The 16,347-nt window shown below is 53.7% G+C and carries 15 protein-coding genes; 4 read left to right on the top strand and 11 right to left on the bottom strand.

The genetic code is table 11. The features are described from left to right. Positions 1-224: 224 nt before the first annotated feature. From BLQ36_RS10950 to BLQ36_RS10915, 8 genes are all read right to left on the bottom strand, one after another. Positions 225-1,700 carry a phosphodiester glycosidase family protein gene (locus tag BLQ36_RS10950; RefSeq protein ID WP_074515626.1) on the bottom strand — a complete coding sequence of 492 codons (1,476 nt, stop codon included), beginning with the start codon at positions 1,698-1,700 and terminating at the stop codon, positions 225-227. Positions 1,701-1,754: 54 nt separating this feature from the next. Beyond that, complete coding sequence (locus BLQ36_RS10945) at positions 1,755-2,240, bottom strand: rod-binding protein (RefSeq protein ID WP_081342335.1); 486 nt, start codon at positions 2,238-2,240, stop codon at positions 1,755-1,757. A 16-nt stretch (positions 2,241-2,256) separates the two neighbouring features. Beyond that, positions 2,257-3,369 carry a flagellar basal body P-ring protein FlgI gene (locus BLQ36_RS10940; RefSeq protein ID WP_074515625.1) on the bottom strand — a complete coding sequence of 371 codons (1,113 nt, stop codon included), beginning with the start codon at positions 3,367-3,369 and terminating at the stop codon, positions 2,257-2,259. A gap of 15 nt (positions 3,370-3,384) precedes the next feature. Continuing rightward, on the bottom strand, positions 3,385-3,993 hold the full coding sequence (locus BLQ36_RS10935; protein ID WP_081342334.1) for a flagellar basal body L-ring protein FlgH: 609 nt from the start codon (positions 3,991-3,993) through the stop codon (positions 3,385-3,387). Between the two features lie 14 nt (positions 3,994-4,007). Continuing rightward, on the bottom strand, positions 4,008-4,754 hold the full coding sequence (gene flgA, locus BLQ36_RS10930) for a flagellar basal body P-ring formation chaperone FlgA (RefSeq protein WP_143558750.1): 747 nt from the start codon (positions 4,752-4,754) through the stop codon (positions 4,008-4,010). Positions 4,755-4,759: 5 nt separating this feature from the next. Further along, positions 4,760-5,551, bottom strand: a complete 792-nt coding sequence (gene flgG / locus BLQ36_RS10925; RefSeq protein ID WP_074515623.1) for a flagellar basal-body rod protein FlgG — start codon at positions 5,549-5,551, stop codon at positions 4,760-4,762. A gap of 124 nt (positions 5,552-5,675) precedes the next feature. Beyond that, a complete protein-coding gene (locus tag BLQ36_RS10920) occupies positions 5,676-6,476 on the bottom strand; it encodes a flagellar hook-basal body protein (protein WP_074515622.1) in 801 nt (266 codons plus the stop codon). Positions 6,477-6,599: 123 nt separating this feature from the next. Beyond that, entirely contained in the window at positions 6,600-7,622 is a 1,023-nt protein-coding gene (locus BLQ36_RS10915; RefSeq protein WP_074515621.1) for a rod shape-determining protein, read from the bottom strand. A 335-nt stretch (positions 7,623-7,957) separates the two neighbouring features. Here BLQ36_RS10915 and BLQ36_RS10910 point away from each other — a divergent pair, with 335 nt between their 5' ends. Further along, on the top strand, positions 7,958-8,914 hold the full coding sequence (locus BLQ36_RS10910; RefSeq protein ID WP_033170616.1) for an L-lactate dehydrogenase: 957 nt from the start codon (positions 7,958-7,960) through the stop codon (positions 8,912-8,914). A gap of 77 nt (positions 8,915-8,991) precedes the next feature. Here the strand turns inward: BLQ36_RS10910 and BLQ36_RS10905 are convergent, their stop codons facing one another. Together BLQ36_RS10905 and BLQ36_RS10900 are read right to left on the bottom strand one after the other, a co-directional pair. After that, the gene (locus tag BLQ36_RS10905; RefSeq protein ID WP_143558748.1) at positions 8,992-10,350 is read right to left on the bottom strand and encodes a GHKL domain-containing protein; all 1,359 of its coding nucleotides are present in this window, start codon (positions 10,348-10,350) and stop codon (positions 8,992-8,994) included. Beyond that, a complete protein-coding gene (locus tag BLQ36_RS10900) occupies positions 10,319-11,044 on the bottom strand; it encodes a LytR/AlgR family response regulator transcription factor (protein ID WP_074515619.1) in 726 nt (241 codons plus the stop codon). Before BLQ36_RS10900 ends, BLQ36_RS10905 begins: the two co-directional genes overlap by 32 nt. A 186-nt stretch (positions 11,045-11,230) precedes the next feature. Here BLQ36_RS10900 and BLQ36_RS10895 point away from each other — a divergent pair, with 186 nt between their 5' ends. Genes BLQ36_RS10895 through BLQ36_RS10885 form a run of 3 tightly spaced genes read left to right on the top strand, consistent with a single transcriptional unit; the run spans position 11,231 to position 15,913 of the window. Beyond that, complete coding sequence (locus tag BLQ36_RS10895) at positions 11,231-12,286, top strand: HD domain-containing phosphohydrolase (protein ID WP_074515618.1); 1,056 nt, start codon at positions 11,231-11,233, stop codon at positions 12,284-12,286. After that, complete coding sequence (locus tag BLQ36_RS10890) at positions 12,283-13,401, top strand: BMP family ABC transporter substrate-binding protein (RefSeq protein WP_074515617.1); 1,119 nt, start codon at positions 12,283-12,285, stop codon at positions 13,399-13,401. The genes BLQ36_RS10895 and BLQ36_RS10890 overlap by 4 nt, the downstream gene beginning before the upstream one ends. After that, positions 13,394-15,913: an ATP-binding protein gene (locus BLQ36_RS10885; protein ID WP_074515616.1), complete on the top strand. Its 2,520-nt coding sequence runs from the start codon at positions 13,394-13,396 to the stop codon at positions 15,911-15,913. Before BLQ36_RS10890 ends, BLQ36_RS10885 begins: the two co-directional genes overlap by 8 nt. 245 nt (positions 15,914-16,158) lie before the next feature. Here BLQ36_RS10885 and BLQ36_RS13535 read toward each other — a convergent pair. Further along, positions 16,159-16,347 (bottom strand): hypothetical protein (locus BLQ36_RS13535; RefSeq protein WP_218970081.1); only part of this gene is annotated, 189 nt, incomplete at its 5' end.

Raw genomic sequence — 16,347 nt, 5'->3', positions numbered from 1 at the left:
CGTGAAGAACGAAATTTTTATCCTCACCGTTCGTCGAAAAATTGCTACCGTTCAAGCGAAGCGCGTTTTGCAACTTTTTCGATGCTTAATTAAAGATAAAAATTTCGTTTAGGAAAACATCTCCCGCGTAGTGTTGGCACTGCCCCTAGCGGTGGCGAAGAGCTGCTTCGAATAAGGCTCCGGTAACCGATAAACTGTAATTTCATAGCCCCTTCTTTACGCTTTTATTTATGTTGCAGAATAAGCGCACTCCCCACATAGCGCTCACTGCCATCGGACGGCGAATTCTGTACCACACCACCGACGACCAGTGCGCTGGAACCACCGCCATCCAAATTGATGGCATCGCGGGCCCCCATCTTCACCAACAGCTTCGCCCAATCCGTCAGCGTAAGCCCGTGACTGCTGGCCTGACGGCCGTCCACCACACCAAAGAGGTAGTTGCCATTCTTGAGCACAGCTACGGCACTGCGAGGCGCGCGGCCATAGCGGATATCCCCGGGGAACTCCTCCTCGCCGGCGGTAACATTGACCTGTCCATTGGCCACCAATCGCGGGCCGGCCCCCATGATTTGAGCAGCCTGATTCCATTTAGTCCCCAAATCCTCTTTGACAACGGCCCGATCCCCGACCTGGGCTCCTTCAAAGGCATCCGCCGCCGTTCCATGAACCGAGATCACATAGCCATCCTTAGGGATAATGGAATTTCCCGTCTGAATATGCGTGATGCGGCCATTCTGCACCGTGTATTCCTTGCCATACTCATTGGTCCGGGTACGGCTGCCATACCACTTGTTGTAGACAATGAGATTATTGGCCCCGCGCTCGGCATCCACGCCGGATACCGGCTGGGTCACATCCCCCAGCGTCACCATACCACTGTAGGATACCTTGCCGAAAAAGGGCGTGCCATTGGGCAGGATGCCGATGGCAGACCGATCAAAATACGTAGTCCCCGCCACGACGCCGTCCACTTTGACCACGCCAATCATATCCCCGTTGCCGGCAAAATAAGTGGCATTTACTGCAGCTACTGCATCTGTCATATCGGACATACCGCTGGTGCGCTGCAGACCCGGAACCTGTCCCTTGGCCAGCACCGGTTTAATCGTATAAAGGTCCTTATCCGCCTCCACGAAATAGGCCGTCACCTTGCCGGCATCATCCCAATAAACATACTGCCGTTTGGCAATTCCCGGTGCAGCCATCTCCGTATAGAGGCCATCGAATTTCAGCGGCAGGATATTGCCACTGCCACTGCTGGCCGGTTTCCTCTGCTCCCTGCTGCTTGGCGCTGTCGGCTTCTTAGTCGCATTTTTCGGCAAAAAATCCACATAAACTCTGGCCGGGTTATCGAGTTTGCCGACCTTATAGACCAATCCGTCCTTAAAACGCACCTTGACCAATACGTGACCGTTGAGGGTCGTGTATTTCACCGATTCAATGCGGCTGCTGTGAAAAGGCTTTTTCACGAAATTCTTTTCCGCAGCATCATGGAAATCAAACGTGATTTCACGGCCATCTTCCGAGGCCTTCACCGTATAGTTCGGCATGGCTGACCAGTCGAACACCACGCGGTCATGTTCTTCGCCGCTGTGATAGCGCACCGATGTCAAATCCGCCGCCGAAGCCATAGTCACCGCCTGCAGGGAAAAGACCGCTGTCAGAAGCGCCGTTGAAATCTTTCGTTTTAGTTCCATAATGAATAAACCTCCCAAAAAAGCCTTCCTCAAAGAGGAAGGCTTTGTCCGTTTTTACTTACGATGTACCTGCGCCGCAGCTTCCTGGGCTTTTAACATCCCCTGCTGACGTGCCTGCTCCTGCAGTTTAATCTGCGGGGACAGCTGACGATACATCATATCCGCCAGCCCTACGCCGCCGGACTCTGCTACCGTCTTCATCAGTTCATTATCGCGCATATCCTTGAAAATATTCTGGGCATTGGATTCGCCAAACAAAGCGTCTTTAGGAACCGTGGCCCGCATCTGCTTGTACATCATCGACAGGAACATACCCTCGAAGCCCTTGCAGGCGTCCTTCAGGGCCTTATCCTGTTTCGAGGTAGCCGCCTCATTGACTACATGATTGGCCGAAGTGGCACCAGCAGCCTTATCTTTGAGATCCTTAAGCATGGATGCGAACTGGGACGATTCTGCCGCAGCCTGCGCGGAATTATAGGTAGTATTCGGCGTAAGGGACTGATTCGTAAGTCCCATGGCCGATAAAGGAGCAATCTGCATATGCATCCTCCCATTCTTACATAATCTGCAGTTCAGCATGCAAGGCACCAGATGCCTTGATGGCCTGCAGGATGGAAATCGTATCGCGGGGCGTCGCACCAACGGCGTTAAGGGCACCGACGATATCGCTGACATTAGCCGTAGCCGGCAGCACGATGGTGCTGGCCTTATCCTCCTTCACCTGTACATCCGTATTGCGCGTGACAATGGTCGTACCATAGCTGAAGGGATCCGGCTGATTGGCATTCTTGTTCTTCTGCACTTTGATGGACAAACCGCCCTGGGTGATTGCGACCTCGTCCACCGAGACATCACCGCCCATGACGATGGTGCCCGTGCGCTCGTTGACCACAATCTTGGCCGAATTATCCGGCATGACCGCCAGTTCCTCGATATTCGCGATAAAGGCCACTACATTGTTGCGATAGTAAGCCGGTACGCTGATATCGATTCGGCCAGGGTTGGCTGCTTTAGCCACACTGCCAAACTGGGAATTGATGGCCTGAGCCACCCGGGTTGCCGTGGTGAAATCCGGCTGCGCAAGGGACAGGGAAATGTTGCCGTCCGTTCCGATATCGGCTTCAACACTGCGCTCCACAATGGCACCATTAGGAGTCGTACCCACCGTGGGGAAATTCTTCGTGGCCGTGTTGCTGCCACGACCAGCCATAAAGCCACCCGTGGAGACAGCCCCCTGCGCTACCGCATAGACGTTGCCATTGCCAGCCCGCAGCGGCGTCTGTAAAAGGGTACCGCCCTGAATGCTCTTGGCATCACCAATGGAAGATACCGTTACATCGATGTTGTCGCCCTCGCGAACAAAGGGCGGCAGCGTAGCCGTTACCACAACGGCGGCTACGTTTTTCGCCTTAAGCGTCGACTGGTTAATGGATACGCCGAAGCTTTTGAGCATGTTGACAATGGACTGAATCGTCTCCGTTGACTTGTTGCCGTCACCGGTGCCATCAAGGCCCACCACCAGGCCATAGCCCATAAGCTGATTGGCGCGCACCCCCTGTACCTTGGAGATATCCTTGATGCGCGTGACAGCACTGTCTGCCGAAGCTGTCCCCGGCATAAGACCGATGGCAAAAACACCGGCCATAAGTAATGCGAGTATTTTCTTCATAATATCCTCCGCTCCTTAGAACAGGAAGTTAAAGACCTGCGTCAGAATGCCCTGGCGCTGCTTCGAGTTAAGAGGGCCCTTGCCATCGAATTTGACCGTAGCATCGGCGATTTTCGTCGACATAATGGTGTTGTTAGCCGAGACATCATCCTGACGGCAGACACCGCGGAAGGTTATCTTGTGTTCGTTGCGGTTCTGCCAGATGGACTGGGTGCCCTCAACCGTCATATTGCCATTGGGCTGCACATCCACAACCGTTACCGTTACGTTACCACTCGTGGTGTTCTTCGACGTTGCCGAACCGTTGGCCTTAAAGGAATCCGAACCGCTGGCCGAAGCCGCCTTCAAGAAGTCAAAAATACCGACGCCAGCCGACAGGGAAACATTGCCGCTCTTGCTGTTCGAGCTGCCCTTCGTCGCCGACAGGCTTGTGGACTCACTGATGACAATAGTCAGGATATCCCCGACTTGACGGGCCTTACGGTCCGCAAACACATTATAGCTGGAACCATTATCCGACCAAAGCGACTGGGCAGAAGCTGCCGGCACCGCGAAGGCCGACACGGTAAAAGCCATTGCCAAAGCCGCTGACAATTTCTTATAGTGTTTGACTTTATTCCTCATTGGTACACCTGCTTTCAACTTATGATTTCAACCGTCTTCGCATCGATTACTCTGCCGCGGAGGACCTTGCCTGAGCGCACATTGCGCACCCTTACCTCACCACCTACGCGGCCCCGTTGCATTGCCACCCCATCGGTCTTTACCTCGACCCCATGGTAGTTGGCAATAATCGTCAGCGGGGCTCCGACGTTAAACACAATCGGATTCTGCAGCATAGCTGACTCCACCGCACTGCCTGCGCGGATAACCCTGGCGGGAACACGCCCGGCCAAATCATCCATCTTGGTGAGATATCGTCCATTTCCGCTCTCTACCCGACGCTCTTCCAGCCGCACATCTGTGGGCTGGATTGGTTTTTCGAGCAGTAAATCGTGCTCGGCAACGAGGATTTTATCATAGACTGCCACCTCATAATAGCAGACAGTCCTTCGGTAGAATTTACCATTGACAAAGACCCGGATATGAACCGGCACATTGCCGCTGTATTTCACCGCCTGGGGCAATTCCACCTCACAGATAATCGGCCCTGGCGGCAGTTTCATGGGCTGCGCTGCCCGGATGAGCAGTAGCTCATGACGCCGTGTCTCCCCCATCTCCTGAAGCTTAGCTTCCACCTTCTGGCTGGCCAGTTCAACGAACCGCTCCGTGGAAATGTTCTGGGGATAAGCCGAAGCCGCCAAAGCTCTAGGAGCAGCCGGCATAAAGAGACAGAAGAAGCCACTCCATAAAAAACACAGAATGGCTAAAGAAATCTTCTTCAATTCAATCAACGCTTGAGGCCATTGGCAATCTCCAACATGGAGTCGGATGTGGTGACTGCCTTCGAGTTGGACTCGTATGCACGCTGAGAAATAATCATGTTGACCATTTCCTCAACAATCTGAACGTTACTCATTTCAAGGGTTCCCTGGGTCAGCGTACCGGCGCCTTCCTCACCCGGGTTGCTCTCAATCGCCTCACCCGAAGCCTCAGAAACGACAAAAAGGTTCTTGCCGATAGCGGTAAGGCCTGCCGGATTGACGAAACGTGCCAGGGTAATCTGACCGACATTCTGCTGAGCACCGCCAGCTGGCGTGCAGGAAACCTGGCCATCACCAGCAATGACGATGGAATCGCTCGGAGCGTTCTGGTCGATGGTGATATCATCGGCCAGCGGATAACCGTCCGTCGTTACCATACGACGCTGGGAGTCCAGTTTGAACGAACCATCGCGGGTATAGCCAATGGTGCCGTCCGGCAGCGTAACGCGGAAAAAGCCCTCACCCTGGATACCGATATCCGTCGGGTTGTCCGTCGTCTGCAGCGAGCCCTGCGTGAAAACGCGGTTCGTAGCAGCTACCCGGGTACCCAGACCAATCTGCATGCCCGTCGGATACTGCGAATCAGCACCGCTCTGGGCTCCAGCATCGCGAATCGTCTGATAGACGAGGTCCTGGAATTCCGCACGGACCTTCTTGCCACCATAGGTGTTGACATTCGCGATGTTATTGGAGATAACATCCATATTCGTCTGCTGGCCCTTCATGCCGGAAGCTGCGGACCAAAGTGCTCTCATCATAGTTAAGATTCCTCCCTCATTCCCAATTTAAATCGATAGGTATAGCGGCATTTCTTCTCATCTATTAAATAGTATCGGTGAAAACCGCCTTGTGCTTAAATTAAAAATCAATCAAACCGTTATCTTAGACACGGCCCACTTCATTGACCGATTTATCCAAAAGCGTATCCTGCGTCGTTACCGCCTTGGAGCCGGCCTCGTAGATGCGGTAATTATTGATGAGATTTACCATCTCCGATACCACATTGGTATTGGAGTTTTCCAGCATTCCCTGGAAAATCTCACCGCCTGCCGCCTGGGGTTGAGCGCCTTCCTGAGGATAGTAGAGGCTGTCCCCCTGTTTGAGCACCGCCCGGCGGTCACCGCCAAACTGCACGAACTGCAGCTGGGCAATCTGCTCATTGCCGGCGAAAATCTCACCCTTGGCTCCCACGGTAATGCTCGTTGCTTCCGGCGGAATCACGATAGGCTGATTCTGCGTATCCAAAACCGCCTGACCATTCACCGTCTGAATCTGACCAGTTGCCGATTTGTAGAAATTGCCATCACGGGTATAGCGAACCCCCTGGGGTGTCTGGACAGCAAAATAACCATCACCAGAAATCGCCAAATCCAGCGGATTGCCCGTAGTCTGGAACCCGCCCTGACTATGGTCTGTTGCGATCTCATTGACGTACGAACCCAACCCCAACGTACCAACGGTCGGCGCATTGCCGCCGATGCTGAAGCCCTTAAAGGACGTAACATCGTTGTAATCCTTGCCATCGTTGATGCGTTTTAACAGCATCGGGGCAAACTCTGCACTGATGGTCTCATCCCGTTTGAATCCCGTGGTATTGGCATTTGCCAAGTTATTGGCAATCGTATCCGTGCGCTTGGTTTCGGTAATCATACCTGCGCCTGCCGTATAAAGCCCACGCCACATTGCTCTTCACTCCCTTGTTCAAGCCATCCTGCTGGATGGCCCTCCATCTCCATAATAATCCTTACTTCTTTTATTCGCGAAATCAGGCGAAACTCCTTGTAGTTCCGCCTGATTCCTCAAAAATTATTTTCCCGTTTTAAAATTCATAGCCTTGCCATCAAACTTTGAGAAGGTATCCAAAGCCTTGCCGCAGCCAAGGGCTACGCAGGACAGCGCATCATCCGCCAAAGCCGTCGGAATAAAGGTCTCACGGCGAATCAGCTCGTCGAGACCATAGAGCATAGCGCCACCGCCGGTGAGCACGATACCGCGGTCCATGATGTCCGCCGACAGTTCTGGCGGCGTATCCTCAAGAACCTTCTTGACGCAGTCGACAATGCGCGTTACCGACTGATGCATAGCCTCAGCTGCCTGACGCGTGTTGATTTCCACGTTCTTCGGCAGACCAGACAGCAGGTCGCGGCCACGGATATCCATGATCTCATTGCGAGCATCGGCAAAAGCCGCACCCACACGCATCTTAATATCCTCAGCCGTGCGCTCACCAATCATGATGTTGAACTCACGTTTAACATAGGCGATGATATCCTCATCGAACTTATCGCCAGCGATGCGCAGCGAAGCGCTGTTGACGATACCGCCAAGCGAGATGACAGCGATATCCGTCGTGCCGCCGCCGATATCGACAACCATCGAACCACAGGGCTCAACGATGTCAAGGCCAGCACCGAGAGCAGCTGCCAGCGGCTCCTCAATGAGCTGGGTGTGACGGGCACCGGCCTGTTCAGCAGCTTCCTGAACGGCGCGCTGCTCAACCATCGTGACGCCAGAGGGGATACAAATCATAATGCGCGGACGGAATACGAAACTGCGGCCTACTACCTTTTCGATAAAGTGGCGCAGCATGCTCTCCGTAATATCATAATCCGCAATAACGCCTTCGCGCAGCGGACGGATTGCTACGATGTTGCCCGGCGTGCGGCCAATCATCTGGCGCGCTTCCTCACCAATGGCCAGCACCCGGTTGGAATCGCGGTCAACCGCGACCACCGACGGCTCACGCAATACAATACCTTTGCCTTTTACATAAACGAGTACGTTGGCCGTACCCAGGTCAATACCAATATCCATAGACATGCCAAACATGTTCTTGCCCCTTCCAACTATAATACAATCAGATTGTCTGATATCTATTATATAAATTACACTGAAAACTCTATGGAACCATATCGAAAACGATATAGTTTCTCCAAAGACACATCTTATAATATATAATAAATAACTTAGAAATACAATATTGCAAATAAATTTATTCATTTTCACGTTATTTGAGACAATTTATAATAATTTTATGAAAAATTTCGCTTTTATTTCTTTTTGTAACGCATTGACAACCCCTAGACAGAATGATACCATTAGCATGACTTAGGGATATTTTTCACATTAATATCTTTCATAAAAAAACAGGGGGTTTATACAACATGAACAACAGAAGAAAAATCGTCGTCATCGGTGCCAGCAACGTCGGCTCTGCCGTTGCTAACAAAATCGCTGACTTCCAGCTCGCAACGGAAGTCGCTCTGATTGACTTGAATGAGGACAAAGCTTGGGGCGAGGCTAAAGACTCCAGCCATGCTACTTCCTGCATTTACAGCACCAACATCAAATTCCACCTCGGCGACTATGATGACTGCAAAGATGCTAACATCATCGTCATCACGGCTGGCCCGTCCATCCGCCCGGGTGAGACGCCGGACCGCCTGAAACTGGCTGGCACGAATGCAAAAATCATGCAGTCCGTTTTCGGCGAAATCGTAAAACGCACGAAGTCCGCTATGATCATCATGATCACGAACCCGCTCGACGTTGCTACTTATGTTGTATCCACCCAGTTCGATTATCCGCGCAACCTCATCCTCGGCACTGGTACGATGCTTGAGACGTATCGTTTCCGTCGTATCTTGGCTGACAAATACCAGGTTGACCCGAAGAACATCAACGGTTATGTTCTCGGTGAGCACGGCAACGCTGCTTTCGTTGCTTGGTCCACGACGGGCTGCGCAGGCTTCCCGATTGATGACCTCGATGAGTACTTCCACAAAACGGACAAACTCAGCCACGAGGCTGTTGAGCAGGAGCTCGTTCAGGTTGCTTACGACGTTATCAACCGCAAAGGCTTCACCAACACGGGTATCGCTATGGCTGCTTGCCGCTTCATCAAAGCTGTTCTGTACGATGAGCACACGATTCTCCCGTGCTCCGCAGTTCTCGAAGGCGAGTATGGCCTCAAAGACGTCGCTCTTTCCATTCCTCGTATGGTTTGCGCTGACGGTATCATGCGTTCCTTCGAAGTACATCTTACGGATGACGAGCTCGAGAAAATGCACAAAGCTGCTCAGAGCGTTCGCAGCGCTCTCGATGGTGCTGGCATCAAATAATTGCCTGCGTCATAAGCATAACGCAATACAAAAGGAGACTTCCTTCGGGAAGTCTCCTTTTTCGTATGCCAGCTATTTCAACTGTCTCCATGCCAGTAAAGCATCACGGTAACCCAGCCATCCTGCTGGCGGAAATCACATTGGGCAGCATATTTGCGGATAAAGGCCCGCAGGGATATCATCCCCGTTCCATGGCCGGGCATTTCACTATAAGGAAGCCCCTCTTGGTCAAACAGCAGCGGTTCCTCAAAGCGGTTGGCCACCGACAACACAAACTGCCCCTCCGCACACTGTGCCGACACTTTGACCGCCCGGTCAGTAACGGGCTGCTTTAAACTCGCATGCAAGGCATTTTCCAGCAGATTCGAAAGCAAAATCGCCACATCCGTATCCATCCCGGTCATCTCCCGCGGCAAATTGACCTTCTGTTGCAGCGGGATTTCCAAATTTCCCAGATGATACACGTAAATCGACAAGGTGGCATTGATGAGGTCATTGGCACAAAATTCTTTCAAGGCCGTATGCTCAAGCTCTGCCTCCTGCTTGTCGATGAGCTGCCGGGCTTCATCGATCCGTCCAGCGTCAAGCAGTGTCCCCAGCAGGCGATTGTAATGCCGCATATCATGGCGAAGGATGCGCAGGGCCTGCCGCTTCTCTTCGGTAAGGCGCGTGTATTCCCGCAGGGAATACAGCTGCTGGGCCAATAGATTGTTGCGATTGACTTCGGCTGTGTGCTCCGACATCTGATGTCCCGCCATGAGAACGAGCCGGAACATCAAAAAGAAAAAGATTGGCAGTGCCAACCGCCCCACGCGCTCAGGGATGCTGTGATAGAGCTGCCCATCCAACATCGGCAGCGCATAAGCGAACAAGACCACCAGCGGCATCAGGGATATATAAAGCCCCAGCGGCCGGTATTGGAAAAATTTCTGTGTCGGTATCAAGCGGCCAAACAACCGCCGTTCCAGCGGAATAAGCAGGACAAACAACAACAAATAACAGCCCAGCAGCACCAGCATGTGCAGGATATCCCCGTAGTCAGCCGGCAATACCATCCCCACAATAAAACCACTGATGGTGTGAAGCAACAGCGAAAATAAGCTATGCATCCCGAGGACAAACAAATGCTGCACAAAACCGCGCGGAATGCAGTAATACGCAATCAGGAAAAAGGGAAGCCACCCAAAGGCCACCAGCAGCTTGAACCGCAAGACATCCCCGTCATACCAATTCAGCACTGCCGCATAGCCTAAAACAGCCACTAGACTCCAGCCGGCCGACAGCCATTGCAGCCGGCGCCGCTGTGACGCCAACACCGTTTTGGCAAAGGGCAAATAGCGAAGCCAGACCCCCGAAAGCTGCAAACCAACCAATGCGAACGCCAATAGAACTACCATGCCAGCCTCACTTTCTGAGCAGATACTCCATGTAATCACGGGAAACCTCACGGTAAAGCCGCCGGCTTATTGGCAACCGCTCCCCATTCTTCAATTCAAAGCCATCCGCCAGCAGTGTTTCCACCGCCGCAAAATTGACGAGCAGATGGTTATAGCATTCGGCAAAATCTGCCGCCCGCAGTGCTGCCGCCACCTCCGGATAAGGAGTATCCACGGCCAGTTCCCTGTCCGCCAACAAATGGACGACACAGCCCCGGCGCCCGCCCACCCGGCGGTTCCCCTTGACATCTACATAGGCGATCCTTGCTCTCGGCACTTGCAACTTGCGGCCATTCCATTGTACAGCCAGCACTGCCGGCGCCTGCGGCAGACAGTGCTGCAGGATATCCAAAAGCTGTAACCGCCCCTGTCTGATGGGTTTCAGCAGATACCCGGCGGGGAACACCTGATAGCCCTCCAGGGCATAGTCTGCACTGCTGGTCAAAAAGACGATGGGCAGATTAGCCGTCTGTTTCCGGATCAGCCGGGCCGTCTCGATACCGTTCATCCCCTCCATGCGGATGTCGAGGAATACCAGCTGAAACGAATCCGGCTGAAAACCTGCCAAAAATTCTTCCCCGCTGGCATAATGCCAGCAATCTGCCTGCTCCACTAGTGCAATGCCACAGCTGCGCAGCACCTGCTGTAATTCTTCCCGGGCCTCCGCTTCATCATCGACAATAGCAATTTTCACAGCAATCCTCCACCAAAACAGAAAATCACTTCTACGCTTTTATTATACATGATTTTGCCCGCGCGACTAGCAGGAATTGCCACTTTTGGCAAAAAACTGCCACTTTTGGCAACTGCATAGATTTTAATAATTCTTTTAGCTAAAATTAACCTGAAAGGATTTATGCAGTACCCAAAGGAGGCATTTATGAATGTTCCGCCGGTCAACCGTCACCACATCCTGGCTGTCGATGACGATTCCATGAACCGGATGATGCTCGACGCCATTTTAAGCACGGATTATGACTTTACTGCCGCCGCCAGCGGCCCCGAGGCACTGGCTCTGCTAACTGGACCAGCAAAACCAGCTATCGACCTTATCCTGCTCGATATCAATATGCCCAAGATGAACGGCTTTGAAGTCCTCGCTGCCCTGCAGCAAAACCCACAAACCAAAGAAATCCCGGTCATCATGCTCACTGGCGACCTCGATCAGGAAACCGAAGTCCGTGGCATCCAAGCGGGGGCCTTTGACTTCGTCCATAAACCCTTTATCCCCACCCTCATCCTGCGCCGCATCGAGCGGACACTGGAGTTAAAGGCCCTGCAGCATCACATGCAGCAGGAAATCGACCGACAGACCGCCCTCGCCCAGGCCCAGCTGGCATCCACCCAGCGTCTGTTCCGGGAGATGATTGAAACCTTAGCTGACACCATCGATGCCAAGGACACCTACACCCACGGACATTCCCACCGCGTAGCGGATTACGCGCTGGAAATCGCCCGCCGGGCAGGAAAATCCGCCGAATACCAGCGGGATGTCTACTACATGGCTCAACTCCATGACATTGGCAAAATCGGCATTCCCTCAAGCCTCATCAACAAAAACGGAAAACTTACCGACGAAGAATACGCCGCGATTCAGCAACATACCGTAATCGGCGGCGATATTCTTGCGCATGTGGCCGAAATGCCCGAACTGGCCGAAGCATCCCGCAGCCATCACGAACGCTATGACGGCACGGGCTATCCCGACGGACTTGCGGGGACAGAAATTCCCGAAAAAGTCCGCATCATTGCCGTGGCTGACAGCTACGACGCCATGACATCCAAACGAAGCTACCGCGATATCCTGCCCCAAGCAATTGTCCGGCAGGAAATGGAAAAAGCCCGCGGCACACAGCTTGACCCAGAATTTGACGATATCATGCTACAGATGATTGATGAAGATACCAACTACGAACTTCAGGAGGGACGGCCATGAGCGCGAAACCACAGCGCAGTTTATCCCAGGGGGGAACTCTGCTCATCATCAGCTTCATCCTGATCGTCCTGGCTGGCGGCTGCTGGATTTTTTCCAGCAGCACCTTTGACCAGCCCCAGCCAAAAGCCGGCATTGTCCTGCTAGGAGGCATCGACGAAGAAGGCTGGAACGCCCCCCAGTATCGCGGCATCCGCCGGGCCTGCGACAAAATGCATATTGAACTGCTGACTAAAGAGCGCATTATCGGCGAAGGCGCTTGCACCAAGGCCGTCCAAGAGCTTGCCCAGGACGGGGCCGGCATGATTTTCCTGGCCAGTTATTCCTACTCGGAAGAAGCCCGGCAATTCGTACACGAATATCCGCAGATAGCCTTTGGCACCAATTCAGCGGAATGCCACGCCCGCAACATGACTTCGTACTTTATCCGCATGTATCAGGGGCGCTATCTGGCCGGTGCCTTAGCTGGCCTGCGCACCAAGAGCAATGTCATCGGCTATGTAGCCGCCATGCAGAACTCCGAAGTCAACCGCGGCATTAACGCCTTCACTTTAGGAGTCCAGCAAACCAACCCCAACGCCCGCGTCATCGTCATGTGGACTGGCAGCTGGCAGGATGAAGAAAAAGAAGCTGCAGAAGCCCGCCGCCTGATACAGGAGGCAGGAGCCGACATCCTGACCTATCATCAAGATGAACCCGCCGCAGCCGATGTGGCGGAAGAACTCGGCATCGACTACATCGGCTACTACGAGGACCTGGGCCAGCATCCCTGGCGCTCTGACCATGCCCTTACCTCTGTGGTCTGCAATTGGGACCGCTACTACGAAGATATTATCCGCCGGTATTTAAAAGGAGAATTAAACTACGTCGACAAACAATGGGTAGGCATGGAAGCCGGCTTCGTGGAGCTCTGCGGCTTTTCCGCAGCCGTCACCGAAGACGAGAAGGATAAACTTTCCCAGCTCAAACAAGCCATGCTGAACGGCAAGTTCATCTTTGCCGGCGAAATCCATGACCGGCAGGGCAACCTGCGCTGCCGTACCGATGAATCCATCCGCGATGACCGTCTGCTCCAACATATGGACTGGCTGGTAAAGGGGGTAGACGTCCTTGAATAACCGCAAAAAAATGCTTTTGACCATCGTGATGATGGTGCTGCTGCTCGTGCTGTCAGGAATCTTCATCCAGCAAAAAATCGTCATCCTGCTAAACACCGCCGCCGAACACTCCGTAGCCCGGCAGACCGAAGACATCTCCCTGCTGGCCGGCGAGCGCTTCCGCCGCTTCCTGACCCCGCTGCAGACTGCAGCCACGCATCTTAGTGCCCATGAAGGGGATAAACAAGAGGTCCTCCGCATGCTGACCATGCAGACGCCTGAAGGACAGGCCGGCCTAATCGACTTCCAGCGCCACACGCTGGGCCGTCCCGTATCCAGCGACTCCTTTCCACGCCTGCAGCTGGCCTTCCACGGCAACACGGTTATCGACTACAATCCCGACATCGGCATCCTGCTAGCCACCCCAGTCGTCTACGGGGACAACGTCCGCTATGTCCTCTATCAAATCTATCCGATTGATTCGCTACCGCACCTGTTTGCTCTCTCGGACTATGATGCCTTTACCCATGTCATCATCCAATACCGCGACGGCAGTTTGGCTGTCCCCTACGAAAACTACACCACCGAAGATGCCCGGTTCTGGGGGGATGACGCCATCCAAGCCGGCATGCGCGAAGTCCATCGCCGCCTCCTGCGCAGCAAAGCGGCCGCCGTCTACACGGAAGGCGCAGAAGGGAAATACTTCGTCTTTGGTGCCGACCTGCCGCAAACCGACTTTTCCATGATTGGCTACATGCCCTGGTCGGCAGTTGCCGGCCAAATCATCAGCGTTTATCAGCGGGTCTTCTTCCTCTTCACCCTGATGCTCGTGCTCTTTGCCTGCCTTAGCATCTACCTGTTGATGGCCCAGACCCGCGTAGCCGAAAACGAGGAACTGCGCAAGGCCCGCGCCGCCGCTGATGCCGCCAACCAGGCTAAGAGCCAATTTCTCGCCAACATGAGCCACGAAATCCGCACGCCGCTAAACGCCATCAGCGGCATGAACGAAATGATTCTGCGCCAGGCTCCCTCAGGGGAAATCCAGCGTTACGCCCGCAATATCCAGTCGGCCTCCAGCGCTCTATTAAGCCTAATCAACGAAATCCTCGATTTCTCAAAAATCGAATCCGGCCATATGGAAATCGTCCCCGCCGATTATCAGCTGACCAATACCCTGCGTGAAGTCTGCACATTAGTCGGCGTACGCGCCCAGGCCAAAGGCCTGCAATTCAAAATCCACGTTGATCCTTATCTGCCCAACGGCCTCTACGGGGACGCCGGCCGCCTGCGCCAAATCCTCATAAACCTCCTCAACAACGCCATCAAATACACCCCGGCGGGTTCCGTCACCCTCGACATCAGCGGCCATCGCCACGAAAGCACCCTCTATCTGCGCGCCGCCATAACCGATACCGGCATTGGCATCCGGGAAGAGGACAAGAACCGGCTATTCCACGTCTTTGAACGCCTCGACATCAAGCGCAACTGCAAGATTGAGGGCACAGGCCTTGGCCTTGCCATCACCCATCGGCTGCTGACCATGATGGGAGGCACCATAAAAGTCACCAGCACCTACGGCGAAGGCAGTACCTTTACCATTGAACTGCCCCAAGCCGTCCACTCCTTTGACCCGGTGGGTGTCTTTAGCCTGACGGCACCAACAGAACCTGTAGACGACGACATCCATCAGGCCAGCTTCATCGCCCCCAAAGCCCGGGTACTCATCGTCGACGACAACGAAATGAACTGCTTTGTCGCCGACAGTCTGCTCCAGGAAACCCAGGTACAGACCACCATTGCCCACAGCGGCACCGAGGCGCTGGAAGCTCTGCAGAGCCAGCCCTTCGATGTGGTGCTGCTCGACTACATGATGCCAGGCATGGACGGAGTCGAAACCCTTCATAAAGCCAAAGAACTCCCCAACATCAGCGGCACCCGCTTCATCGCCCTGACCGCCACCGCCCTTTCCGGCTCACGGGAAAAATTCCTGCAGGAAGGTTTTGACAACTATCTGAGCAAACCTATGACCGGCGACGACTTGACGGCTATGCTGCACCGCTATCTGCCGCCTTCCGTGCTGGAGGAACCTCCCGCCGCACCACCAGCAGCAGCCAGTAAAGAGGCCCCCACCGCACCAGCCAGTCCACCGCCTGCCAGTGACGACCAGCCACTGATTGATCGCCAACTTGGACTGAAATACTGCAACAACATGCAGGTTTTATACGGCAAAGTACTTACCATGTTCAGCGAACAGGCCGCCGCCAAAATCGCCCAGCTTGACCACGACCTCTCCACCGCCGACTGGCAGGACTACCGCATCAACATCCACGCACTGAAATCCGCGGCACTAACCATCGGCTGCCGCACCCTCAACGAAAAAGCCAAGGCACAGGAACAGGCCGCCAAAGACTACCTAGCCGACGGCGCCACGCCAAACCAACAAAAACAAGCGGTGACCTACCTCAAACAGCATCACGCCGACATCATAACCCTCTACCAAGAAGCCGCCGAACTAGCCAGCGGCCATACCTAAAAAATCGCACCACAAAGGGCTGTAAAATTACAGTTTGTAGGTTACACGAATCTCATTCGAAGCAACTCTTCGCCGCCGCTAGGGGCAGTGCCAACACTACGCGGGAGATATTTCCTAAACGAAATTTTTATCGTTAATTAAGCATCGGAAAAATCCAAAACGCGCTTCGCTTGGACGGTAGAATTTTTCCGACGAAGGGGGAGGATAAAAATTTCGTTCTTAACGGAAAATATCAAACGCTTCGTTTATGGCACTGCCCCTAGCGGCGGCTGAGTCTGTGGCAAGTTTCGCGGGGCTCCCCCCTCCGAGGGCGTAGCAATTCGTACCGACTCTAACCGAGGCGGCGGGGGCCCCAGTACCATAAGCGTAGCCTTGACGTTCCGCGTGAAGCAAGAAATTTTTGCCTGCGTTCTCGTTGGAAAAGCAGTTTCGTC

It is taken from the genome of Selenomonas sp. WCT3 (assembly GCA_900100835.1).
Lineage (GTDB): Bacteria > Bacillota > Negativicutes > Selenomonadales > Selenomonadaceae > Selenomonas_A > Selenomonas_A ruminantium_E.
Note: the sequence above shows the minus strand (reverse complement) of the source record. Positions and strands in the feature narration are given on the sequence as shown.